Raw genomic sequence first — 23,414 nt, 5'->3', positions numbered from 1 at the left:
CAGCCCTCGAAACGAGCACCATTGTCACGCTCCGTGGCTCTCCTCCCCCTGGTACGCACCGGATCCTGGCCATCCCTGGAGCGGACATGACCCGAGCGGGCTAAGAACCGTGACCAGCTGCGGGTCTGCCTGGTCGCAGTCGGACAGCATCTCGGCCACCGCCCGTCAGGTGAGTCCAGCGGCAGATCTCGCGGCCCGAAGGAGGACCGGCTGGAAGCTGCTCACCCACCCGGCAACAGCGAAGGGGCCGCGTCCGCCGGGTGGCGGGTGCGGCCCCTTTCGGGCTGGGGCTTCAGGCGGTAGGGCCTGGAGCCTGGTCAGTCGTCGTCGCTGCCGTTGTCGTTGTCGCCCTGGTTGTCCTGGTCGTTGTGGTCGTCCTGGTCGATGTGCTGGTTGAGGACCTTGCCGGTGACGGCGTCGACGGTGACGTCATGGCTCTTGTGGTCCTTACCCAGGACATCGACCTCCCAGACGGCGGAACCGCTGCGGTCGTTGTCGTCGAGGCTGTAGGAGACCACAGTGCCGGGCACAGCCTTCAAAGCCGTAGCGGTGGCCTTGGCGTGACCGGTCTTGTCAGCCTTCACCAGAGCCTGGGTCTCAGCAGCGTCCGAGGCGCCGTCGTCGTCACGGTCGGCGTGCTGGCTCAGGACCTTGCCATTGCCCGCATCGACGGTGACCTCGTGATTCTTGTGATCCTTGCCCAGGACATCGACCTCCCAGATGAGGGAGCCGCTACGGTCCACGCTGTCGAGTTCCGCGGACGTCGCAGTGCCGGCGACAGCCTTCAAAGCCTTGGCAGTCGCCTCGGACTGACCCACCTTGTCGCCCTTGACCTGCGCGCCGTCCTTGGCGGCGCCGTCCAGTGTGCGCTCGCTCTTCGACAGCTGAACCGAGGACTGCGGGGCCGGGCCATCATCGTCCGCAAAAGCAGTCGCGGCACCGGCACCGCCGACAAGTGCGACGGCAGCGGCCGTGGCGAGGACAACGGCGCGGGGGGCGAGCGTGCGCTTGACGGTGGCCTTCATGAGGACATCCCTCCAGATCGTGATGCGGTCCACTTCCGCCGGCGGGCCTGTCGCCCTTTCCGACAACCACCACAGTGCCGAACCCAACCTGAACACAACCTGAAACCCTGAAACCCCCTTCAGCAACCCACCCCGAAACGAACGAACGAGCCGCCCCGGCGAACGGTGTCGGCATCTCGGATGCTCGCCCCATGCCCTCCCCCACTCGACAACGCGCACGCGGGCTTGCTTCATCGCCCCGGTAGCGTGCATGTCGTGCATCAAGAAAGCGAGTCCGATCCGAGGGCAGCCCACGCCCACGAGGTCCGTCGTCTGCGAATGCTCGCCGCAGCGGTGAAGTGGGACCTCGCCCGGTCAGGGCTCGTCGTTCGCGATGTCGGTGAAGAGACCGATCGGAGTACGGCGCCCGGAGGGCTCGAAGTCGAGGTGGACGGCACCGACGACGTGTTCGGCGGGCTCTGGCTCACGTGGGAGCTGCACCCGGCCGTGCGAAGTACCGTACGGGAAGCTGTCCGGGGAGGCCGGCCGCAGGAGTCCATTGTTCAGGTCTCGGTCGACGTGCACGAGCAGGCAGCGAACGCCGTCGTCTGCATGCTCAGAGCGCTCGGCTACGAAGCCGAGCGCAACGATCAATCGCATCGACCGTTCGCCGTGAAGGTCTTGGCCGGCCCTTCCTGAATGCACCCGTCGGCGTGCTGGTGGGCTCGGCACACGGTGGCGTCGACGCTCACCTCCCAGGCGAACGACCCTTCGCACCCGCCCTGACGTGAATCTGAAGGACAATCCGTGCCGGTCCAGGTGTCGCCCCCATCTGCCACCTGTTCCACACCGGCCGGCTACTACCCGGCTTCCTACCTCGCCGCAACACAGCCTTCAATCGCACCCACTGACTGCACGTCAGGTAACCGGGCCAAACTCCAAACCGGAGCGGTGATCGGGCGGCGGAGACGTGGTGTCCGTGGCGTATCGGGAACTGTCGGCCCGATGTCGGTGGGGTCTGGCACCTTTCGAGAGGTCCTGCCGGGTGCCCATCCGGCTGTGAGTTTCCGTTCCCTCTCCTCACCCGAGCTCAAGGAGCGCACATGACGATCACTGTCCGACCGGGAAGCACCGTGATGTTCACCGGCGATTCGATCACCGACTGCCAACGGCTGGCGAGCGAGGACGGCCTCGGGTTCGGCTATCCGCTGCGCGTCGCGGGCGAGTGGGGACTCCGGCACCCGGACCGCCCCGTGACCTGGCTGAACACCGGGATTGCCGGCAACAAGGTGATGGACCTCGAAGCCCGCTGGCAGGCAGACGTGCTCGACGCGCGCCCGGACGTGGTGTCGATCCTCGTCGGGGTCAACGACATGGGCTGGCACACCCTGGACCCGAAGGGGTACGTCATCCCCGTGGAGGAGTTCGAAGCAGGTTATGACCGCCTGCTCGCTCCCCTCGCCGAAGCGGGCACGGAGCTGATCCTCATCGAACCGTTCCTCCTACCGATCCACGCGGTCGTCGAGGCCGGAGTCGCACTCGTCGGAGAGGAAGAGCGAAGGCAGTGGCGCACCGACCTCGACCCGAAGATCCACGCCGTGCGCAGGCTTGCCCGCAAGTACGGCGCGCATCTGCTGGACGCCGACGGCATGTTCGCCGAGCTCGCAGCGAAGACCGGGCCCGAGTACTGGGCCGCGGACGGCGTGCACCCGACGCCGGCCGGTCACGCCGCACTCGCGGAGGCCTGGCTACGCCTGGTCGCATGACCGAGCCTCGCGATCGCCCGCGACGCTGAATCGCGGGCGGCCGCGGTGCTTGCCGTGAAACGGCACCGAACTGTGCCGCCGGCACCCTGGAAGACCTTGTCCGCACAACAGGCGATGTCAGCCTCGGCGAGGGCGTCGAGGATGGCGTGCCGGCGGACGGAACAGAAAGGACCGGCCGGCGGCGAACCGGTCGATGGGCAGCAGAGTGCCATCGAGGATTGCGTACGCCTTGGTGCGTGCCCGCGTCCCGGACGGCGTCGTCCAAGATCGACGCGAGGACGACCGCAACTCAACGGCCTTCGTGGCGTAGCGGTAGACGGTAGTGCCGACGCCGAGCCCGGCCGCGAGCCGGGAATAGGTGTCGCCGTAGCGGAGGTGAGCCAGAGCCGGCAGGGCCTGGCGCCCGGCGGTCAGCCGCCGCCAGCGGGTCTCGCGCTCCACGTGCCGGCCGCGCATCAGGCCGGACAGGAACCGCAGGGCACAGCTGGACACGGCAACGCCGGACGGATAGCCAAGCACACGAAGCCCCTGGAGCCAACGGGCGCCTCAAGCAACGGCACAGATGCGTCGCTGGCGTGGGGCCCACGTGGAAGTACCGAGGTAACGATCACTCCGCTGATCTGGGGATTTTGCGCTGGTTGGCATGGAAGCGCGCCTTCTTCTGACGATTCCCACACGTGTTCATGTCACACCATTTGCGGGTTCGACTTTGGCTGGCGTCGAAGAAGGCGGCTTGGCAGGTTGGTGATGCACACAGGGCCAATTTTCCGTCTCGTTCGCCTGCGATGATGCTGATCGCGTCGGCGGCGATCACGCTGAGGGCATCTTCCACGCGGGAAGCCGAGCCAAGTAGCCATCGCCGCTTACCCTCGGGCGTCAGGATGGCCGCGGCCCGACCCTGCGCGCTGCAGTCATTGATGACTTGGACAGCAGACGCAGGGAGAGCGTCCCGGATCGCGGCCGCTGTCGCGGCGGCGTGAATCGACTCCCTCAGTTCCCGAGCGAGTTCGAGCTGGGCGATGGTGCAGGCGTCCACGGCGAGGCCGTTCACCGCCAGCCAGTCGACGAGTCGGTGCGGCGCGGGAATGCGCTCCACAGCATCACCGTGACGCTCCGTCAGAGTCGCCGTGAAGCTGGTCGCCAGCACATTACCGAGGCGGAAGTCAGGGAATCCAGCACGCATGGAACCACCTTAGCTGGTTGCAGGCCGACATGAAGACATGCTAGAACCGCCTTAGCCGGTTCCGTGATGGTCAGGAGGTTTTCATGCCCCGTCCAACCAGCAACGTGCAAGCATTTGAAGCCCACGCAACTGACGCTGACCTCGACGATCTGCGCGCGCGACTAGCCGCGGCACGACTGCCGGAGGCTGAGACGGTCCACCGCGCGGCGCCCGACCCTCGCCGATGGGAACAAGGCGTTCCTCTCGCCGACCTCGTCGACGTCGTGAACTACTGGCGCACCGGGTACAAATGGCGGTCGTTCGAAGAGCGCCTTGACCGGATCGGCCAGTTCCGAACAACCATTGATGATCTGGGAATTCACTTCCTGCACCGCCGATCCGCGCGCACAGATGCCACTCCTCTGATCTTGACGCACGGTTGGCCGGACAGCATTGTTCGGTTCATCGATGTAATTGACGAGCTGGCAGATCCGAAAAATGCAGACGCCCCGGCGTTCCACGTCGTGATCCCGTCGCTACCAGGCTTTGGTTACAGCGACAAGCCGGTCACCACCGGGTGGGGAACCGAAAAGATCGCGGCCGCATGGGTGGAGCTGATGGGAAGGCTCGGCTACAGCAAGTTCGCAGCCCACGGTGGCGATTGGGGAGGCAATATCACCACGGTTCTCGGCGGCAGGTTCCCGGCGCACGTTCTCGGCATCCACACAACGTTCGCGGAGGGACCACCCGGCTTGACAACGGACGGGCTGACGGCGGTCGAGCGCGAGTGGACCGAGGAAACCCGCGATTTCTGGCGCCACCGCGCGGCGTACGCGAAGCAGCAGGCGACCCGACCGCAGACCATCGGCTACTCGCTCGTCGACTCACCGGTCGGACTTCTTGCCTGGATCCTTGACAAGTTCGCCGAATGGTCAGACACCGATGACAGCCCGTTCGAGACGATTTCCATGGACAGGATTCTTGACGACGTCACCCTGTATTGGCTGACGCGGACCGGCGCATCGGCAGCCCGCATCTACTACGAGAGCCACAACTCGCTCGATCCCGAACTTCGGGTCGACGTCCCTTCAGCACTCACCATGTATCCCCGCGACGTCGAGAAGTGTCCGCGCCCCTGGGCACGAGAGCGGTACCGACAGATCGTCCGATGGAGTACGCCCGAAAACGGGGGACATTTTCCGGCGCTGGAGGTTCCCGAGTATTTCGTCAAGGACCTTCAAGAGGGTATCGCGGCTGTACTGGCCGCTAATCGGTGAACGCGGCTGGGTGTCGGCACTCGATCATCGCCTGATCCGGCTCAAGGCATCGCCCGACGGCCTTCAGGCCGATTTCATCGAGACGGCAGAACGTGGTCGGACATGGCGCAGCGAAGTCGACGTGGAGCATGTCGAGGTCTTTCGGATGGTGAGCCTCGATGGCTACCGCGCCAACACCCCCGACTAAGCCCTCAACTGCGAAGGGCCGGTCCGGCCGAGACCATCAGGACGGCACCGGTCGCGCGGACGCTGGCGGCCAACCGCGACTCGCTGACCGAAGAGCAGGCGGCCGATGGCTCTCACAGCCGCCGCACGCGCAGTACGGCGGTCAGCATCGGGAGGGTGAACTCGCCGTCGGCGGTCTCCGGTCTGCTACCAAGGAATGCGCGGATCCGGCCGAGTACGGTCTCACGTTCCTGTTCCGGCATGACCAGCATCCCCGCGCGCGTCGCGATCGTCGCAAGGAGGGAGTCGGCGGTGCGGTCCTGCCCGTGCGGGAACTCGGCTTGCTTCGGCGAGCCGAACCGGGCGGCCACGTCGGTCTTCGAAAGATGCATGTCTGCCGTCTCGGCACGCCAACTGGTGGGCGTGTCACACGGTCCGATGGCCGCGCTCCCGCTGATCCGCGCGAGCCCGGCAACCCACTCGACCCGGTCGTCCATGACGTTCCACAGGCCGGCCAGGATACCGCCGGGCGCCAGGACCCTGGCGATCTCGGGTCCCGCGGCGGCCATGTCGAACCAGTGCATGGCATTGCCGGCCAGCACGGCATCGACGGACCCATCCGGCAGCGGTATCGCCTCGGCACTACCCGTCAGGGCACGGACAGTCGGCAGCGCGCGTCGCAGCTCGGTCAGCATCGCGGGATCGGGCTCGACCGCGATGACCTCGGCGCCCAGCGCGACCAACGTGGCAGTCAACTTGCCGGTTCCGGCACCGAGGTCGAGCACCCGCGGGCCCGGCGCCGGCTCAAGTGCCCAGCGCACCGCGGCCTGCGCGTAATCCGGACGGTGCTCGGCGTATGCGGCCGCCGCCGCGCCGAACGACGAGCTGTGTAGTAGCCTTTCGTCCTTTTCCACGCGGCCAACGCAGCTGTGACCAACCCGGCCTGCTACCCGTCCGCGTCACACCCCTCGTTGCTGCGGCCTCGTGTCGTCAGGACCATTCGAAGATCAGCGCCGGGCCGTCGAACGTCTCTTTTCGCTGATGTCCCTGCGCCGACCGGACATTGAAGGCAAGCGATTCAGCCGTCGCATCCGTCGATGTCGTCGTCACATCCGTCCACGTTTTCCCGTGCGACGGTGTTCAGGCGCCACTTGACGAGGCCGGTGCCATCTTTGACCGCGTCGACCTGAGCGGTGAAGGTGTCGCCCGGTGGGATGTTGAACTGGTCGGCTTCGGTGTCGCCGCAGCCGATTGCGTATGCCTGTTCCTCGCTGCCGCGTGACAGGGTGAGCGTCAGTTCCTTGACGCCCCGCGTATCGCAGGTGATGTCGAGGCGGTACCAGCGCTTGCCCGGCGCCTGAAAATTCTTGTGTAGTTTGCCTGTGATGTATGAGGTTGCGGAGTCGACGAGTTCGGGGTGGCTGCCGTCGCCGTCGTAGGCGTCCAAGGCCCGATCAGCGCGTTGCATTGCGTCGTCCGGTTCCCATGGCCGGCCGGTGTCCGGTGGTGATGTGGTCTGTTCCCTGTGGGTCTTGGAGGGCCGGTCCGTGGCGCCTCCCTCCGACGTCCCCTGCTTTGCCTCGGCGGCGCAGCCGGCAAGGAGCAGCACGGTGACCGCGCCGAGCGGGAGTATGTGGTGCAGACGCATGTGGACGTGGCCCCCGGGTGTGTGTACTGCCGGTGGCGGAGCCTGGCAGGCCCCGCCACCGGCGCGAAGTGTGGGCAGCAGCATTTCAGAATGTTGTCCTGTCCGGCCCCCGCGTTCCGGCCGCTGTCCATGGCCGAGCGGCCATATTTCCGCGGCTCCATGAATTCTTCGCCCACGAGATCCGAGGGAAATGCATCGGCTCCGTTTCGGCCCGAGCCATCGGATGAGCGAAGCCGTTGCGCTGGTCAGTCGACAGGCGCGCACTCGCCAGATACAAAACCAGGGTCGCGGCGCGAATGAGCCGGGCCGTCAGATGCCCTACTAGCAGGCTTCGTTGGGCATGAGTTCGGCCAGCAGACCCCGGACCCTCTGCTCGATCTCGTCCCGGATCGGCCGGATCGCATCGACTCCCTGTCCGGCCGGGTCTTCGAGCTTCCAGTCCAGGTACTTCTTCCCGGGGAAGACCGGGCAGGCGTCACCGCATCCCATGGTGATCACCACGTCGGATTCCTGCACCACCTCCGCGGTCAGGACCTTCGGCGTCTCGGAGGCGATGTTGATGCCCGCCTCGGCCATTGCCTCCACCACGGCGGGATTCACCGTTTCCGCCGGAGCCGATCCCGCCGAGCGGACCTCGACCGCGCCTCGGCCGAAGTGGCCGAGGAAGGCGGCGGCCATCTGAGATCGGCCCGCGTTGTGCACGCAGACGAAGAGTACGGACGGTTTGGGCTCAGACACGGGCGGGACCTTCCTCGGCGGTGGCCGAACCGGAGGCCGCCTGCGTGGATGGGGGGAAGAAGCGGCGGGCAGCCAGGGCGACACAGACCAGCCCGATCAGCACCGGCACCTCGATGAGCGGGCCGACGACACCGGCCAGAGCCTGGCCGGAGGTCGCGCCGAACGTCGCGATGGCCACCGCGATGGCCAGTTCGAAGTTGTTGCCCGCCGCGGTGAACGCCAACGTCGTCGCCTTCGGATAGTCGAGTCCCACTGCCTTGCCGAGGGCCATGGAGCCAGCCCACATCACGGCGAAATACACCAGCAGGGGCAGCGCGATCCTGGCGACGTCGAGGGGCTTGGAGGTGATGGCGTCGCCCTGGAGGGCGAAGAGCACGACGATCGTGAACAGCAGGCCGTACAAGGCGAACGGCCCGAGGCGCGGGATCAGCTCGGCCTCGTACCAGGCCCGCCCCTTGGCCTTCTCGCCCAGGCGACGGGTCAGGAATCCGGCCAGCAGCGGGATGCCGAGGAAGATCAGCACGGAGCGGGCGATCTCCCACACACTGACATTGAGGGCGGTTTGCTGCAGGCCGAGCCACCCGGGCAGGACGGAGAGATAGAACCAGCCCAGCAGGCTGAACGCGATCACCTGGAAGACCGAGTTCAGCGCGACCAGGACAGCAGCAGCCTCACGATCGCCGCAGGCCAGGTCGTTCCAGATGATGACCATGGCGATACACCGCGCGAGGCCGACGATGATCAGGCCGGTCCGGTACTCCGGCAGGTCGGGCAGGAAGATCCAGGCCAGCGCGAACATGATCGCCGGGCCGAGGATCCAGTTCACCACCAGTGAGGGGATCAGCAGACGCTGATCGCGGGTGACGGTGTCCAAGCGGTCATAGCGGACCTTGGCGAGGACCGGGTACATCATCACGAGCAGGCCCAGCGCGATCGGCATCGAGACACCGGTGACGGTGATTCCCGCGAGGGCGTCGCCGAGTCCGGGCACGAGTCGTCCCAGGCCGAGGCCGGCGCCCATCGCGATCAGGATCCAGACGGCGAGGAATCGGTCCAGGAACGACAGCCGGGCGGCGACCGGCCCCGCGGCGGGCGCCGCGGTGGTGGCTTCGGACGTCACGAAACGGCCCCGACCGGCTCGTCGAGGGACTGAACGGGTGGGGTCCCCGGGCGGGTGAGGATCCCTGCGAGCTTGTCCGTCATCTCGGGCAGCAGCCAGTAGTAGACCCACGTCCCGCGGCGTTCGCAGTCGATGAGACCGGCCTGCCGCAGCAGCTTGAGGTGGTGGGAGATCGTCGGCTGGGACAGATCGAAGGCGGGGGTCAGGTCACAGACGCAGACCTCCCCACCCTGCCGGGAGGCGATCATCGACAACAGCCGCAGCCGGATCGGGTCGCCCAGGGCCTTGAACACCTTCGCAAGCTCGGCGGTCTGGTCCTCGCCCAGTGGGGAGGCCAGCAGGCCGGGGCAGCAGGCTTCGGCCCCACCGAGCACCTCAAGCTCTTGTTTCGACATCCTTCTATGTTGACGGATTTCGATTCAAGGCGCAAGCTTGTATCGAAAGTCTTCGATTCAATGTGTTCAGGGAGACCGTCATGCCTCGCCTCCAGCTCGCTCTCAACGTCGCCGACCTCGAAGGCTCGGTGGAGTTCTACTCCAAGCTCTTCGGCGTCGAGCCGGCAAAGCGTCGGCCCGGATACGCCAACTTCGCCATCAGCGAGCCGCCACTGAAACTCGTCCTCATCGAGGGCGAGGCGGACCAGGAGACACGCCTGGACCACCTCGGAGTCGAGGTCGACTCCAGCGACCAGGTCGCCGCCGCCACCAACCGCCTCCGGGACGCCGGGCTGGCGACCTTCGAGGAGAACGACACCTCCTGCTGCTACGCCCTCCAGGACAAGGTCTGGGTCCACGGCCCCGGCAAGGAGCCCTGGGAGGTGTACGTCGTCAAGGGCGACGCCGACCAAATGGGCAAGAGCGACGCCATCGACGGCGACGCCTGCTGCAGCAGCCAACCCGCAGCCGCCGATTCCGCCCAGGCTCCCACCGGATGCGCCTGCGGCTGATGGGCCGACCACACCGCCGACCACAACGAGGGAAACGTGCACGCCGCCGAAGGCCTGCGGCGACGCGCGCGTGACAGCCGGGCTGTTGCGGCAGGAGCCGGACTGCATTCCGTGACCCACCGCGGAGAACTGGAACTGCACCTGAGCGGACCGCTGGTGACCAGGGGCAATGCCCTTTCCTCGCGGGGCTCGGGCGAGGCGATCGGGGTCTGCTGCAAGGGTCGTTCACTTCCACCGGCGAGTACGCCCCCTGCGCAAAGAGCGTCGTACAACGACAAGTTCGTTGACGGGCCGTCCCGCCTCGACAATCCGTGTTTTCCGCACGTCGGTGAGCTGTCGGTCGGTCTATGGTCGGGCACATGGCGCTATCGATGCGAGAACGAGAGCGGTTCCTGGCGGAGCCTCACATCGGTGCGCTGTCGGTGGTTGAGCGGCCGGATCGCGCACCGCTGACAGTGCCCATCTGGTATCAGTACACGCCGGGCGGCGAGCTGTGGGTTCGCACCGGGCCCGACTCACGCAAAGCGCAAGCGATTCGTACGGCAGGACGCTTCAGCCTCATGGTGCAGCGGACCGATCCGACGGTGCGCTACGTGTCGGTGGAGGGGCCGGTCACCAGGACGGAACCGGACAGCCGCGAGCGCTCCTGGGAGATGGCCGCCCGGTACCTCCCACAGGGCAAGGTCGCCGACTTCGTGGAGTTCGACCACGCCCAGCTCGGTGAGCACGTCGCCATCTACATGCAGCCGCAGCACTGGGTGTCCGCCGACCTGGGGCCCGCCTGATCACAGTGGCGGCCGGTCCTGCGCGTACATCCATGATGTGACCGCCACCTGGGAAAACTGCGATCGAGCGCCGGCTGTGCCGTGCGGGAAGGCCGCAAGCCGCACCTCCGCCATCTCAGGCACCTCCCGACACCGCGCTTCGGCGGTCAGCGGTCGGTAGAGGGCGCGGGCCTCGGCCGGCTCCCCGCGGCGTCCGCCCGGCCGCCGGCTCCCAGCAGCCCCGTCGTCGCGAATGCGGTCCTTCGCTGCAACCGCGGGAGTTCCCGCTTCGACAGCAAGGTGACCACCGGGGGCATCGCGCCCCGGACGAGCTGCGTGGCCCGGAGCCAGACCGGCACGTACACGGCCGCGCTGCGTCGTTCGGCGGCCCGCACCATGCAGCCGGCCACCGTCTCGACCGGATAGACCTTCCTCGCGGGCCTTGGCATGTGAGCGCGCAGCTCCCGCAGCACGGGGTGCTCATCCGCATCGCGGATCATGTCGGTATCGGTCCAGTTCAGGTACGCGATGCCCACGTCGATGCCTTCGTGCGCGACCTCGGCACGCAGTGAGTGGGCGAACGACTCCACGCCGGCCTTGGAGGCGCAGTACGCGCTCATCATGGGCGCCGCTCCGATCGAAGCAAGCGAGGCGATCTGCAGGTAGTAGCCGCGGGAGGCGCGGAGGTCGGGAAGGAACACGCGGGCGGTGCCGGCGCTCCCGACGAGGTTCACCTCGATCACCCTGCGCCAGAGTCCGGGGTCGGACTCCACGAAGGGACCGCCTTCAGCCACGCCGGCGTTCGCGACGACGACGGAGACGGGGCCCAGAAGGTCCCGGACCTGAGCGGCCACCCGTCGCATCGCGTCGTCGTCGGTGACGTCGACCTCCCAGCACCTGGCCTCTCCGGGGATCGTCTTGCGGACCTCCGCGAGGGTCGACTCCTCACGACCGAGGAGGGCGACCGCAGCTCCCCGCCGGGCGAATTCCCGCGCCATCGCGGCCCCCAGACCCCGGGCAGCGCCGGTCACGACGACGGTGCGGCCTTGCAGGGGACCTGCTGAGCCCGTCACGTGCTCCTCCTGGATGGGAAGATGCGCCGGAGCGGCGGTTCGCGCCGCATGGTCCGGCGAGCCGTTCTCTCAGCATAGGCACCGGATCCGCTGCCTGCCGGTCCACGGCCTGGGCGCCGATCCGAGCAGCAAGGTTCAGGGCAGCGTCGACAAGCGGCGCGTCCTGCGAGCGCGGGCCGACGAGGAGAGGCGGGCATGTGGCGTCGGTGGTAGCGGCACTCCTTGCTCAACCGCACTAGCTGTTGGAGGGCCGCGCCTACTTCCGCACACGGAAGCGGAGCATCGTGATGGCGCCCGCCTGGGTGTTGCTGAAAGGTTCCAGGTCGATCCTGTCGAGGCTTGGGGGCGAGAAGCGGACGCCGTCGCCCAGTAGCACCGGTAGGACATACACCAGGATCTCGTCGACGAGCCCGCGCTGCAGGCACTGGGCGGCCACGTCGGCACCGAGGACCTCCAGGTTCTTGCCGCCCGCGGCGCTGCGTGCCGTGGCGACGGCTTCCTCAAGTCCACAGGTGAGGAATGTGACGGTAGGGTCCGGCTCGTCGGGAGGCCTGTGGGTGAGGACGAACTGTGCTCCCCCGTCGTAGGCGGTGTCCTGGTCGGCCATACGCTTGGCGACCTCGTACGTGCCCCGGCCAATGAGCATGGCGCCCGTGGCCGCCATGACCTCCGGGAACGCGTCCGCAGGCACATACTCGGCAATCCAGTCCATCGCGTGGCCAGGACCGGCGATGAAACCGTCCAGCGACATCGCCCTGTTCACGACCACTTTGCCGGTGCCGATACCCACATCACTCATGCGTTTTCTCCACGGATCTTGGAGGCCCGAGCCCGAATCGGAGTTCGGCCGGTGGGGAGTTGCAAGGGTATGTGCGGTGGCGAAACGCCAACAACCGAAACCCGGATGTGCTGGCCGCGCAGCGTCGGGAACGTGCCCGGGTACGGCGTGAACGGCACCGCCGGTGGGGTCGTCCTCAGTCCCGGAGGGTGACCAACCCGGTGATCGTTTGTGGTCACCGCACCAGCAGCCGACGGCCCGCCTACCCGTGTGGCTGCGCACCGCGAGGATGCGTGTGGTGCGCCCGGGCCAGGGGGGTGACGGCGGGCCAGGTAGGAGGCCGGCAGGGTGGCGGAGTGGGGATTGGCCTGCGGCGGACCGTGCGAGCAATGCAGCGGTGTGGGACCCAACGAGGGCCCCGGCCTCCACGTCGACCGCGTGGCCCGGGCTCACCTGGTCGACCAGGCAACCTCACGCAGGTCTCGGCGCACATCACTGGGGCGAGAACCACGACGACAGGTGGGACGACAAGCACCACGCCATGGAGCACAGCGGCTGGAACCGCCGCTGAGCTGACCAGCACATGACGGCTGGGCCACAACCAAGGCGCGGCCGGTCGTTGTCGGCTCCGCATCTCCGGTGTTCCAAGATCCCTGCGGTGTTCCAGGTTCTGCATCGGAGGGAGTTGGGCTCTCCCACCAACAGGCTTTCGCCCGATCTCAGGTCGCCCCGCAATCGGCCGGGACGTAGCGGAGCACGGTGATGGCGGCGGGTGCCGTGAGGTCCGCCCAGTACGATCAGGCAGTCTTCGCACCCGAGGAGTTCAGTCCGGTGACCGCCACCATCCCGCCGCCGCGTACTGCCGTCCTCATGCCTGTGCAGCAGCTGAGTCGGATCGAGCACGGCGAACGGCTACAGGCGCTGATGTGGTCCGCGGGGCCTGGCTGGCGAATGATCAGCAGCGCGGTGCTCGGCGGCGGCATCGGGGAGCGGACCTGGGTCCTCAACGCCCAAGTCACGCACGGCTACCGGCGCACCGACCCCGGCCGGCACCTGACCCGGCTGGCAGGCGAGGCAGGAGCGCGTGGCATCGGTGTCGGGCTGATGACGGCCGCGGACGTTCAGGCGTACGTCCACGCGGAAGACGGCGGTACCGAGGCCGTTGCGACTGCAGGAGTCAGGATTCGCGGCTGGGCTGCCTCGCCGGCGCAGGGCATGCCCGCGCCTTCGGGGCCGGGCACGATCAACATCATCGCCGCAGTGCCTGTACCGCTTTCCGACTCGGCGCTGGTCAACGCTGTCGCTACCGCCACCGAGGCCAAGGTCCAGGCACTGCTCGATGCGGGGTACGACTGCTCGGGCACGCCGACCGATGCCGTGTGCATCGCCGCTCGTACCGCAGGGCCGGGAGACGAGGTCCATGCCTTCGCGGGGCCACGCTCACTGTGGGGTGCCCGCCTGGCTCGCTCTGTTCACCACGCGGTACGCGGCGCGCTCCCCGAGTAGGGACGTGTGCGGTCCGGCAGCGCATCGCTGACGATCCGCGACCGCTGCTGCTCCCGCGGGCCGACTCTGACGTCTCTCCGGAGGCCCCGCCAACCAACCAGCTGGCACCGACCGGACCTTGGTCGACGCACTCGTCCTGCCTCTCCCCCGATCTTCGGTCTCGTAGGCGTGCCTCTCGCCGCGTCCGTCTGACGACGCTCCCGTCCGGCAGCCGTCCGAGCCGGCTGCCGCACCGGAACGAACGCTTATTGCATAGGCTTCGCAATAACTAAAATCATGCAACTATTGTTGGCGCGCTGTGCGAGAGGAGAACGGCATGCGTGGAACGCCCGTGGTGCTGGGCATTGAGTCGTCCTGTGACGAGACGGGGGCCGGGCTCGTGCAGAACGGCCGGCTGCTGGGACATGCGGTGGCGTCGAGCATGGACGAGCACGCCCGGTTCGGTGGGGTGGTGCCGGAGATTGCGTCCCGTGCCCATCTCCACGCGCTCAATCCGGTCGTCCGGCAGGTGCTGGACCGGGCCGGACTGCGGATGTCCGACATCGGGGCGGTCGCGGTGACGACCGGGCCGGGTCTGTCGGGCGCGCTTCAGGTCGGACTGGCCGGCGCGAAGGGGTTGGCGTACGCGCTGAGCGTCCCGCTGTACGGCGTGCACCATCTGGCGGGGCATGTCGCCGCCGACACCCTGGAGCACGGTCCGCTGCCCGACCCCTGCGTGGTGCTGATCGTCTCCGGCGGGCACACCTCGCTGCTGCTCGTTCGCGACCTGGCCCGGGATCCGATCGTGCACCTCGGCGACACTCTCGACGACGCGGCGGGCGAATGCTTCGACAAGGTCGCCCGGGTCTTGGGGCTGCCCTATCCCGGCGGGCCTGCCATCGACCGGGCAGCGCGCGAGGGCGACGCCCGCGCTGTCGCTTTCCCCCGGCCGCTGACCGGGCCGCGCGATGATCCGTACGGCTTCTCGTTCTCGGGACTGAAGACCGCCGCCGCACGGTGGGCCGAGCGGCATCGAGGACAGGTCCTGCCGGTGGCCGACGGAGCCGCCTCGCTCCAGGAGGCGGTCGCCGATGTGCTGACCCGCAAGGCACTGGCCGCCTGCACCGCACACGGCGTCGGCACCCTGGTCGTGGTCGGCGGGGTGGCAGCCAATTCCCGGGTCCGGGCGCTGGCGGAGGAGCGCTGCACGGCGGCCGGAATCACCCTGCGCGTGCCGCCGTCGAAGCTGTGCACCGACAACGGCGCGATGATCGCCGCGATCGGGGACCTCCTGGTCCGGGCGGGCGCCGAGCCCGCACCGCTGGATGTCTCGATCGATCCGTCGGCGCCCTTGGAGTACGCCGCACTTCATCCGGTCGCCCGCAAGGTCGCCATGAAGGTGTCCTGATGGCCGGAGAAGTTCGCGCTGTATCCGGCCGACAGCTGGAGTCGTACGCCGACGGCATCCGCGCTGTGTATACCGAGGCCTTCGGCGGGCCTCCGTGGGCGGAAGGCCCGACGCCGGGCGACGCGTACCTGTCGCGGCTGGTCGATGATGCGCGACGCCCAGGGTTCCGGGCCGCACTCGCACTCCACGAGGGCACCGTGCTCGGGTTCGCCACTGCCTGGACCACCCCCGCCCTCTTCCCCACTTCCCGCTGCTACCCGCAGGCAACCGCAGCCCTGGGTGCCGAACGCACCATGGCCTGGCTGTGCGGCGCCCAGGAGATCGACGAACTGGCCGTGCATACGCAGGCGCGTGGCGGTGGCCTGGGTGCCGGCCTGCTAGGTGCGCTCACCGCCGAGGCGGCACACGGCCGCTCGTGGCTGTTCACGTCCGTACGTGCCGAAAGCGCCGTCGCCTTCTACCGGCGGCTCGGCTGGCGGCAGGCCACCCACCCCGCCCCCGGAGGGAATGGAGCGGCCGTCTTCCTCGGCCCCCACCACCCCGCCGAAGTACCTGCCGCCCTTCTCGACTGAACCGCCCCCTCCCGAGCCCCCGGCCGCAGGATCGCACTGCTCGGTCCCTCCGGCCTCGGGCAGGACGACGTTCGCCCAGGTGCTGGTCGGGCGCACCACCCCGTCCCGGGCGAGTACGGCTCGACGGTCGGCCACCTTCCCGGTCAACTTGCTGTCCGGCATCGAGTCGTCGACGCGTTGCCCCGCCTCCTCGCCCCGGCCGATACCGCCCCGCTGTTCGTCAGCCATGGCCTCCCGCGGTCCGGGCACTGACCGACAAGCTCATACGGTGGCGCGGCCGGCCACCGCTACGACAAGACCGCCACCATGGAGCACGGGGAAGGTAGGTGGGACATCTCAGGGTCGCCACCCCACCCTTCCGCCCTCTCATACGTGGCGGCACCACGGGTTAGTCCGTTTGCGCCGGAATCCCGGCTGCCGAGGTGCGCCCTGCTCCGCGGCAGCGTCAGCTGGTGACAGGGGCTGAACTAAGGAGCAACGATGGCCGGCACCCGCTTGAAGAATGGTCACACGACCATCGACCGGCGACTCGATCGCGTTCCGCAATTCGACGAGCGCAGCAGGAATTACCCCATCCGGGAGATGGTCACCGAGCGAGCTCCGCTACGCTCCGCAGGCTGGGCCTGTCCCTCCTGGCTGGACCAGGGCAACGAAGGAGCCTGCGTCGGATTCGCCTGGTCCCACGAACTGATCGCCACCCCGGTTGAGGTGCAGGGAGTAGACGACTCTTTCGCCCGCGGTGTCTATCGCGAAGCTCAGAAAGTCGACGAGTGGCCTGGTGAAGACTACGACGGCACCTCGGTGCTCGCCGGAGCCAAGGCGGTATCCGCACGCGGATACATGGACGAGTACCGCTGGGCTTTCGGAGTGGACGACGTGCTGCGCACACTGGGCTACTTCGGCCCCGTCGTGATCGGCATCAAGTGGTACAACTCAATGTTCAAGCCGGCCCCCAACGGGTTGCTCGAGGTGTCCCCGGGCGACTTCGGAGGCCATGCGATCCTCGTGCGTGGCGTCTCGCTCAAGGCACGGCTCAACGGCAACCGCGGCACCACGCCGGTCGTGCGGCTGCGCAACTCCTGGGGACGCGACTGGGGCGTCGATGGTGACTGTTACCTACGGATCGAGGATCTCGAAAAGCTCTTGAAGGACGATGGGGAGGCTTGCGTCCCTGTCGAGCGCAAGACCGGCTCCTCACGGGCGCCACATGTCGATTCTGAGCTTCTCCGCGAAAGCGGCGAGATCGACTGACCTGGTTGCACAGCCGTGAAGACGCCCAGCTCCACCAGGCCGCTCCACCAAGGCATCGTTTCTTGTGGTGTGTTGGTTCTTGGGTGGTGCATGACGGGTCCGGTTGAGGGGTTGGTGCCGGATGAGTGGTGAATGTTCCTTCGGCGGGTGGTCCCGCCGAAGAACACCCGACGTCCGCAGGGTGGTGGCCGGGCTCGGGGGATCGTGAGGTGCGCGGACCGATCCGACCCGACCGTGCCACGTTGGGGTCGAAGATTCACCTGGTCACCGACCGGTGGGGACTTCCACCCGCTGGAAGCGGTACGAGAAGGAGCGCCCCGGCCATTGGCACCTTGCAGCGTCCCGGACATTGGCACGTGTTTGACGAGGCATCAGCCATGTCCCACATCGGCCCCCGCACCCGGGCCGCTGAAGGACAAGGTGGTCATTGCCCCCGTCAACTGCGCACTCGGCGGGCTACGCGAGCTTGTAGTCGTAGTAGTCGAGGGGGCCGGTCATGATGGTCTGAAAATAGAGCGGCTCGCCGTCGGTGTCGAGGGGGACATCATGACCGGCTACACGTGTGAAGCTGGGCAAGGACCTTCATGTAGTGGACAAGGTCGGCTGACCCATCGTCCTGCACCTTGACCTCGCCCAGTTCCGCGGCAGCCGCTCCTACGGTGTCGGCAGCTGCGCCGAGGGGGAGACCGGTGATGCCGTGCGGTGGGTCCAGTTCGAAGACCATGTGGCTCATTTGACCTTGTCCGCACCGCGTTTGCCGCATCCGCGATGGCGTCCTTGCCGCGCGTACGGCCGGGGTGGCTCCTGGCGCGGCCGATCTTGCCGCCGGCCGCCCACCCCCGCGGAAGTCGAAGCTCAAGCCCGTGCACGCAGCGATGGTTACCACGTGGGCGCGCCTCGCTTGCGCGATGGACTCCCCCGTGCGGGCTGCGGCCATAGCCACTGGGTGCGGTGACTGGCCTGGCAGGGCTTCGTCGCCGACAGAGCCTGAGCTGCCCGCGCCGCTGGCGTCCCGCATGCAGGACTGACGGCGCGTTCGTCAGCCTCGTACTGGTCGTCGCCGTGTCGATGCGCGGCCCTCCGCCGAGCCGAACGCCCCTCCCCCTGCGCCTGGACAGAGAGGCGGCATCGCCCCCTGCAGCAGGCGCGCGACGAGGACGCCCCACGCCGCCCAGAGCGAGGCGTTCCGGGAGCATCTAGTCGATCTTCAGGTCGAGAGTGTCCTTGAGGACGGCTTTCAGGTAGGTCTGTACGAAGTCGGATCCATCGCGCGGGGTACCCGGTGCGTAGGAACCACCGCGGCTGGCGACGACCACGGCCGGGGTGCCTTGGGCGGAGGGGCTCTCGCCCGCGGTGTGGCCGAGCATGAGCACGCTGTCGAGCCACGCCTTGAGGGTCGACGGGATCTAGTTGTGTATGGGGGCGCCGATCAGGATGGCGTCCCGGCTCCAGCTCACACGGTCACGTCGATGGTTACTGACACCGCCCACCTTCAGCCGATCAGGGCGTCGTTTCCTGCCGCGCCCACACAGTGGCTCATGTGCCATGTCGCGCACACGCCCCCAACGAAAGGCATGTCATGAAGTTCGCAGTCATCGGCGGGACCGGGCTGATCGGATCGCAGGTCGTCAGGAATCTGAACGCCGCCGGGCACGAGGCGGTACCGCACTCGCAGTCCACCGGAGTCGACGTCATCAGCGGCCAGGGGCTGGAGGAAGCCGTGGCGGGAGCCGACGCCGTCGTCAACCTGACGAACTCCCCGACGTTCGACGAGGCCTCCCCGGCCTTCTTCCGTACCTCCATGGACAACCTTCTGGCCGCGGCCCACAAGGGCGGCGTCGGCCACTTCGTCATCCTCTCGATCGTCGGCGTCGACCAGGTGCCGGAGCTGGACTACTACCGGGCCAAGCTGCTCCAGGAGGAGCTCCTCGCGGCCGGGCCGCTCCCTTACTCCATCGTCCGGGCGACCCAGTTCATGGAGTTCATGGACGCCGTCCTGTCCTGGACGGCCGACGGCGACACCGTCCGGTTGCCCGCCACGCCGATCCAGCCGATCGCCGCCAAGGACGTGGCAAGCGAGGTGACACAGGTCGCCGCGGGCGCCCCGCTGGGAGGCATTCGCAACATCGCCGGCCCCGAGATCTTCAGTCTGGACGAACTGGGCCGGATCACCCTGTCCCGCAAGGGCGACAAGCGCACCGTCGTCATCGATCCCACCGCCGGCATGTTCGCGGCCATCAAGGGCGACGTCCTCACCGACAAGAACGCCCACCTCGCCCCTACGCGCTACACCGACTGGCTCGCCTGACTCCTCACGCCCCTCAGGCGCCGGACCGCGGAGCGCCAAGCCCTGACCGACGTGCTTGATGCGGCCAGGGCTGATAAGAAGCGGGGCTGGACACGGCTCCTCCCGCCCCCATGCACCTACTTGGACGACCGCGTGAGCACCAAACTTCGCTGATTGCTGATCGTCAACCGGAGGTAGCGGCGACACGGCGGGCGGCCCTCTCATGCCGGCGGCTAGCGTCGAGGTGGGGAGACGGACACAGGTCCGGAACGGACGAAGGGGCCGCGTCCGCCGGGTGGCGGGTGCGGCCCCTTTCGGGCTGGGGGCTTCAGGCGGTAGGGCCTGGAGCCTGGTCAGTCGTCGTCGCTGCCGTTGTCGCTGTCGCTGTCGCCCTGGTTGTCCTGGTCGTTGTGGTCGTCCTGGTCGATGTGCTGGTTGAGGACCTTGCCGGTGACGGCGTCGACGGTGACGTCATGGCTCTTGTGGTCCTTGCCCAGGACATCGACCTCCCAGACGGCGGAACCGCTGCGGTCGTTGTCGTCGAGGCTGTAGGAGACCACAGTGCCGGGCACAGCCTTCAAGGCCGTAGCGGTGGCCTTGGCGTGACCGGTCTTGTCAGCCTTCACCAGAGCCTGGGTCTCAGCAGCGTCCGAGGCGGCGTCGCCGTCACGGTCGGCGTGCTGGCTCAGGACCTTGCCATTGCCCGCATCGACGGTGACCTCGTGATTCTTGTGATCCTTGCCCAGGACATCGACCTCCCAGAAGAGGGAGCCGCTACGGTCCACGCTGTCGAATTCCGCGGACGTCGCAGTGCCGGCGACAGCCTTCAAAGCCTTGGCAGTCGCCTCGGACTGACCCACCTTGTCGCCCTTGACCTGCGCGCCGTCCTCGGCGGCGCCGTCCAGTGTGCGCTCGCTCTTCGACAGCTGAACCGAGGACTGCGGGGCCGGGCCATCATCGTCCGCAAAAGCAGTCGCGGCACCGGCACCGCCGACAAGTGCGACGGCAGCGGCCGTGGCGAGGACAACGGCGCGGGGGGCGAGCGTGCGCTTGGCGGTGGCCTTCATGAGGACATCCCTCCAGATCGTGATGCGGTCCACTTCCGCCGGCGGGCCTGTCGCCCTTTCCGACAACCACCACAGTGCCGAACCCAACCTGAACACAACCTGAAACCCTGAAACCCCCTTCAGCAACCCACCCCGAAACGAACGAGCCGGCGCCGTGCAGCCGGCGACTCCCTCTCCGGATGCCTTGCAGGACTCCCCGCGCGAGGCGAACTCGACGCCGGCGGGGGTGAACCGCTCGCCAGTCGCCACCAGCTGACGTCAAGCAACAGAGGATCATTAATTAGATTAGCCTTACCTAAGCAACCTTGTTTCGCGTCTCCCTACTCACGCCTGGAGAACCCGGATGCCTCCTTTCCCCACCCGTGCCCCCGCACCTTCTGCCGCCGAGCGCGTCCGGTCGATCCTCGCCGCTGCCCATTCCGTGACAGTGGTGAGCGACGGGCACCACACCGAAGTGCGTCGCCTCGAAGGGACGGGGGCGACGGGCCACTTCCACCTGCACGCGCCGTTCGAGGACGGCGATACCCAGACGGCAACACGCATGCCGGTCCGGCTGGAGCTCACCGACATCACACCCGCACCCGCCCGCGACCGTGTTCGTGCCCGCGTCACGCTGACCGGACTACTGGCCGCCCCCTACAGCACGGAATCCACAAAGAGCACCTGCATGGAGTTCGGGCAGGCAGTCCTCGAAGACGCCCAGGGAACCGCCTACGTCACCCTCCACGACCTGGAGGCGACCGAACTCGACCCCATCGCCACCAGCGAAGCGGGCATGCTGACCCACCTCCTCGACGGTCACAGCGAACTCATCCCCCTGCTGCTGCGCCTCGTCCACCCCCATCCGGACAGTGGCATTCTGCGGGCCCTCCCGGTGGCGATCGACCGCTACGGCGTGACCCTGCGCCTCGAATACCCGGGTGCCCACCAAGACGTCCGGCTTCCGTTCCAGACGCCCGTGACTGACATCGACCAGGCCGGCCCCCAGATCCATGTCCTCCTGACCACGGCACACAACCTCTCCCACACACAGGGCATCTGCTGACCTGATGCGCCAGTCAGCACGCACGTCCGGGGCGTGAACCGCTCTCTCGCACACGGAGATTGATCCGCCGCATCTTCGTGCATGTCCGGCCGGAAGCGGAACCCGGCCGCCGGCGCATGCGGCAGGCGTGGCAACCGAGGCACGCAGACGCGCGGCCCCAGGATCCGGGGGGATCCTGGGGCCGCGCGCTGCTATGAGCAGTCGCAGACTCAGCCTCCGATCGGTCGAGCCGTCAGCGGGTTCGGGAGGCCGCGCCGGTGGGCGCTTCGGTATCTGCGCCGTATGAGCAAGCTTCGCCGTGCGAGAGCACTCGGGTGACGAGGTCGCGCTGCGGACTCACGCCGCCGCGCACTGCTCGATCGCCTGGCGCAGTCCAGTGGCGTCGCCCCCTGCCATGGAGGGCCCGTCGCGGCCCGGTCACAGATGCGGGCGCAGTCCTCCTGGCCAGGCGCGATCGTGCCTTCGCACGCCGCACCGCCTTGTCACTCTTCGGGCGGAGCCTGATTGACGCGCATCCAGGGGAGATCCACAGAGCGAGCGAGAGTGAGGCTGCGGGCTCGTCCTCCGGCGATGTCAGAGGGCAGTGACCGCCTGCCACATCGGCGGACGTCTGGCTTTCCTTGGGCCCCGTCTCACTGAACCTGCGTGCGAGGGAGCAGCACATGACTGATGCTCAACCCGGAAGAGAGGCGGCGATCGCGACGGGGGCGGCGAAAGGGCCGCACTCGTCGCCTGACCACCGTTCCGGCGCGGGCGCTGACCTCCGGCGTACCGGAATCAACCCGGATTTCTGGTACCCGGTAGCTCGGTCAGGCAGCGTGCCGAAGAAGGGGACCTTCGCTGCTGTGTTCGCGGGTGAGCGGATCGCTTTGTATCGCGGTGAGGGCGGCGCGGTCTATGCGCTGGAGGATCGGTGCGCCCATCGTCAGGTACCGCTGAGCATAGGCGTCGTGGACGGTGAGGCGCTGCGCTGCTGCTATCACGCCTGGGCCTACCGAGGGAACGGTCGCATCTCGCAGATTCCCTATCTGCCCAAGGGCGTGGACCGTCCGCCGCGTGGTGTGCGCGCCTATCCGGTCCGGGAAGCGTACGGTCTTGTCTTCGTGTTCCCGGGCGATCCGGAGAAGGCAGCCTTGACACCACTGCCTGATCTGCCGGAGTTCGATTCGGCAAGGCACAAGACGATGACGTTTTCGCGTACCGTTCGCTGCCACTACTCGTTCATGCACGAAAACCTGCTGGACATGAATCATCAGTTCCTGCATCGAGGGGTCCTCGGCAGGATCCAGCCGAAACTCCTCGGGTACGACACCGGTCCGCACTTCGTGGAGGCCCGGTACCTGTTCGTCCCGGCCGGCGGGAAGAAGGACCGCGGCGCCGGGCTGCTGTCCGCCGAGGGGATGCGCGGCCGCTCATCGCCCGACGTCATCACGGTCCGCACGCAGTACCCCTATCAAACCCTGCAAGCGATCCCGGAGAATGCCGAGCTCCCCGCGTTCTCCCTCTGGGTGGCTTATGTACCCGAGGACGCCGAGCAGCGCACCAACCATGCCTACGGTCTGCTCATGATTGCGAAACCTCCGATCCCCGGGGCCCTGCATCTCGCTTGGCCGTTCATCCGGCGCTTCACCGAGCGGGTCTTCGCCGAGGACCGGATGGCCGTCGAGGCCGAGCAGCGAGCCTGGGACGAGCAGGGAGAGGACCGCAACCACGAGGTGTTCCCGCTGATCCTCCACGTCCGCGACGTGCTGCGCGCCAACGGCGTCCCGCTCCGCCCCGGCGTGGTGTGCAAGGGCTGACCCAGGTGACCGCTCTCATCGCGGCCGTCAACGAGTGGCTGTGACCAGCTGTCATACGC

At 67.7% G+C, this 23,414-nt stretch carries 24 protein-coding genes and 1 pseudogene; 13 read left to right on the top strand and 12 right to left on the bottom strand.

Annotation, left to right across the window (positions count from 1 at the left end; genetic code table 11):
* Window positions 1-317: 317 nt before the first annotated feature.
* Entirely contained in the window at window positions 318-1,025 is a 708-nt protein-coding gene (locus ACGFZW_RS16745) for a PepSY domain-containing protein (protein ID WP_393893858.1), read from the bottom strand.
* A 318-nt stretch (window positions 1,026-1,343) separates the two neighbouring features.
* Here ACGFZW_RS16745 and ACGFZW_RS16740 point away from each other — a divergent pair, with 318 nt between their 5' ends.
* Together ACGFZW_RS16740 and ACGFZW_RS16735 are read left to right on the top strand one after the other, a co-directional pair.
* Window positions 1,344-1,703 carry a hypothetical protein gene (locus ACGFZW_RS16740; protein ID WP_393893857.1) on the top strand — a complete coding sequence of 120 codons (360 nt, stop codon included), beginning with the start codon at window positions 1,344-1,346 and terminating at the stop codon, window positions 1,701-1,703.
* 404 nt (window positions 1,704-2,107) lie between these two features.
* On the top strand, window positions 2,108-2,770 hold the full coding sequence (locus ACGFZW_RS16735) for an SGNH/GDSL hydrolase family protein (RefSeq protein ID WP_393893856.1): 663 nt from the start codon (window positions 2,108-2,110) through the stop codon (window positions 2,768-2,770).
* 117 nt (window positions 2,771-2,887) lie between these two features.
* On the opposite strand, the gene ACGFZW_RS16730 is transcribed toward ACGFZW_RS16735, so the two are convergent.
* Window positions 2,888-3,262 (bottom strand): hypothetical protein, encoded by a 375-nt coding sequence (locus ACGFZW_RS16730; protein ID WP_393893855.1) that lies wholly within the window; start codon window positions 3,260-3,262, stop codon window positions 2,888-2,890.
* Window positions 3,263-3,377: 115 nt separating this feature from the next.
* On the bottom strand, window positions 3,378-3,953 hold the full coding sequence (locus ACGFZW_RS16725) for a CGNR zinc finger domain-containing protein (RefSeq protein ID WP_393893854.1): 576 nt from the start codon (window positions 3,951-3,953) through the stop codon (window positions 3,378-3,380).
* An 83-nt stretch (window positions 3,954-4,036) separates the two neighbouring features.
* Between ACGFZW_RS16725 and ACGFZW_RS16720 the strand changes: the two genes are divergently transcribed.
* Window positions 4,037-5,209: an epoxide hydrolase family protein gene (locus tag ACGFZW_RS16720; RefSeq protein ID WP_393893853.1), complete on the top strand. Its 1,173-nt coding sequence runs from the start codon at window positions 4,037-4,039 to the stop codon at window positions 5,207-5,209.
* A 10-nt stretch (window positions 5,210-5,219) separates the two neighbouring features.
* Complete coding sequence (locus ACGFZW_RS16715; protein ID WP_393894122.1) at window positions 5,220-5,396, top strand: hypothetical protein; 177 nt, start codon at window positions 5,220-5,222, stop codon at window positions 5,394-5,396.
* 112 nt (window positions 5,397-5,508) lie between these two features.
* On the opposite strand, the gene ACGFZW_RS16710 is transcribed toward ACGFZW_RS16715, so the two are convergent.
* From ACGFZW_RS16710 to ACGFZW_RS16690, 5 genes are all read right to left on the bottom strand, one after another.
* A complete protein-coding gene (locus tag ACGFZW_RS16710) occupies window positions 5,509-6,288 on the bottom strand; it encodes a class I SAM-dependent methyltransferase (RefSeq protein ID WP_393893852.1) in 780 nt (259 codons plus the stop codon).
* Window positions 6,289-6,452: 164 nt separating this feature from the next.
* A complete protein-coding gene (locus ACGFZW_RS16705) occupies window positions 6,453-6,821 on the bottom strand; it encodes a hypothetical protein (RefSeq protein WP_393893851.1) in 369 nt (122 codons plus the stop codon).
* Between the two features lie 522 nt (window positions 6,822-7,343).
* Window positions 7,344-7,760, bottom strand: coding sequence for an arsenate reductase ArsC (locus ACGFZW_RS16700; protein WP_393893850.1), 417 nt, complete (start codon window positions 7,758-7,760; stop codon window positions 7,344-7,346).
* On the bottom strand, window positions 7,753-8,880 hold the full coding sequence (arsB, locus tag ACGFZW_RS16695; RefSeq protein ID WP_393893849.1) for an ACR3 family arsenite efflux transporter: 1,128 nt from the start codon (window positions 8,878-8,880) through the stop codon (window positions 7,753-7,755). Before arsB ends, ACGFZW_RS16700 begins: the two co-directional genes overlap by 8 nt.
* Window positions 8,877-9,275 carry an ArsR/SmtB family transcription factor gene (locus ACGFZW_RS16690; protein ID WP_393893848.1) on the bottom strand — a complete coding sequence of 133 codons (399 nt, stop codon included), beginning with the start codon at window positions 9,273-9,275 and terminating at the stop codon, window positions 8,877-8,879. Before ACGFZW_RS16690 ends, arsB begins: the two co-directional genes overlap by 4 nt.
* A gap of 80 nt (window positions 9,276-9,355) precedes the next feature.
* Between ACGFZW_RS16690 and ACGFZW_RS16685 the strand changes: the two genes are divergently transcribed.
* Together ACGFZW_RS16685 and ACGFZW_RS16680 are read left to right on the top strand one after the other, a co-directional pair.
* Window positions 9,356-9,826, top strand: a complete 471-nt coding sequence (locus ACGFZW_RS16685) for an ArsI/CadI family heavy metal resistance metalloenzyme (protein ID WP_393893847.1) — start codon at window positions 9,356-9,358, stop codon at window positions 9,824-9,826.
* A 359-nt stretch (window positions 9,827-10,185) separates the two neighbouring features.
* Window positions 10,186-10,611 (top strand): pyridoxamine 5'-phosphate oxidase family protein, encoded by a 426-nt coding sequence (locus tag ACGFZW_RS16680; RefSeq protein WP_393893846.1) that lies wholly within the window; start codon window positions 10,186-10,188, stop codon window positions 10,609-10,611.
* Window positions 10,612-10,757: 146 nt separating this feature from the next.
* Here the strand turns inward: ACGFZW_RS16680 and ACGFZW_RS16675 are convergent, their stop codons facing one another.
* A complete protein-coding gene (locus ACGFZW_RS16675; protein WP_393893845.1) occupies window positions 10,758-11,663 on the bottom strand; it encodes an SDR family oxidoreductase in 906 nt (301 codons plus the stop codon).
* 256 nt (window positions 11,664-11,919) lie between these two features.
* Window positions 11,920-12,462: a dihydrofolate reductase family protein gene (locus ACGFZW_RS16670; RefSeq protein WP_393893844.1), complete on the bottom strand. Its 543-nt coding sequence runs from the start codon at window positions 12,460-12,462 to the stop codon at window positions 11,920-11,922.
* A gap of 810 nt (window positions 12,463-13,272) precedes the next feature.
* On the opposite strand from ACGFZW_RS16670, the gene ACGFZW_RS16665 reads away from it, so the two are divergent.
* From ACGFZW_RS16665 to ACGFZW_RS16650, 4 genes are all read left to right on the top strand, one after another.
* A complete protein-coding gene (locus tag ACGFZW_RS16665) occupies window positions 13,273-13,947 on the top strand; it encodes an adenosylcobinamide amidohydrolase (RefSeq protein ID WP_393893843.1) in 675 nt (224 codons plus the stop codon).
* 316 nt (window positions 13,948-14,263) lie between these two features.
* Entirely contained in the window at window positions 14,264-15,334 is a 1,071-nt protein-coding gene (gene tsaD, locus ACGFZW_RS16660) for a tRNA (adenosine(37)-N6)-threonylcarbamoyltransferase complex transferase subunit TsaD (RefSeq protein ID WP_393893842.1), read from the top strand.
* Complete coding sequence (locus ACGFZW_RS16655) at window positions 15,334-15,906, top strand: GNAT family N-acetyltransferase (RefSeq protein WP_393893841.1); 573 nt, start codon at window positions 15,334-15,336, stop codon at window positions 15,904-15,906. Before tsaD ends, ACGFZW_RS16655 begins: the two co-directional genes overlap by 1 nt.
* A gap of 480 nt (window positions 15,907-16,386) precedes the next feature.
* Window positions 16,387-17,157, top strand: a complete 771-nt coding sequence (locus ACGFZW_RS16650) for a hypothetical protein (RefSeq protein WP_393893840.1) — start codon at window positions 16,387-16,389, stop codon at window positions 17,155-17,157.
* Window positions 17,158-18,356: 1,199 nt separating this feature from the next.
* On the opposite strand, the pseudogene ACGFZW_RS16645 reads toward ACGFZW_RS16650, so the two are convergent.
* A pseudogene (locus ACGFZW_RS16645) lies at window positions 18,357-18,599 on the bottom strand (NAD(P)H-dependent oxidoreductase); the annotation flags it as partial.
* A 137-nt stretch (window positions 18,600-18,736) separates the two neighbouring features.
* On the opposite strand from ACGFZW_RS16645, the gene ACGFZW_RS16640 reads away from it, so the two are divergent.
* Entirely contained in the window at window positions 18,737-19,465 is a 729-nt protein-coding gene (locus tag ACGFZW_RS16640; RefSeq protein WP_393893839.1) for an SDR family oxidoreductase, read from the top strand.
* Window positions 19,466-19,797: 332 nt separating this feature from the next.
* On the opposite strand, the gene ACGFZW_RS16635 is transcribed toward ACGFZW_RS16640, so the two are convergent.
* Window positions 19,798-20,511, bottom strand: a complete 714-nt coding sequence (locus tag ACGFZW_RS16635; protein WP_393893838.1) for a PepSY domain-containing protein — start codon at window positions 20,509-20,511, stop codon at window positions 19,798-19,800.
* Between the two features lie 343 nt (window positions 20,512-20,854).
* On the opposite strand from ACGFZW_RS16635, the gene ACGFZW_RS16630 reads away from it, so the two are divergent.
* Together ACGFZW_RS16630 and ACGFZW_RS16625 are read left to right on the top strand one after the other, a co-directional pair.
* The gene (locus tag ACGFZW_RS16630) at window positions 20,855-21,556 is read left to right on the top strand and encodes a DUF2470 domain-containing protein (RefSeq protein WP_393893837.1); all 702 of its coding nucleotides are present in this window, start codon (window positions 20,855-20,857) and stop codon (window positions 21,554-21,556) included.
* A 662-nt stretch (window positions 21,557-22,218) separates the two neighbouring features.
* Window positions 22,219-23,355, top strand: a complete 1,137-nt coding sequence (locus ACGFZW_RS16625; RefSeq protein WP_393893836.1) for a Rieske 2Fe-2S domain-containing protein — start codon at window positions 22,219-22,221, stop codon at window positions 23,353-23,355.
* Window positions 23,356-23,414: the final 59 nt, after the last annotated feature.

This window comes from Streptomyces sp. NPDC048248, assembly GCF_043201875.1.
GTDB lineage: Bacteria > Actinomycetota > Actinomycetes > Streptomycetales > Streptomycetaceae > Streptomyces.
Note: the sequence above shows the minus strand (reverse complement) of the source record. Positions and strands in the feature narration are given on the sequence as shown.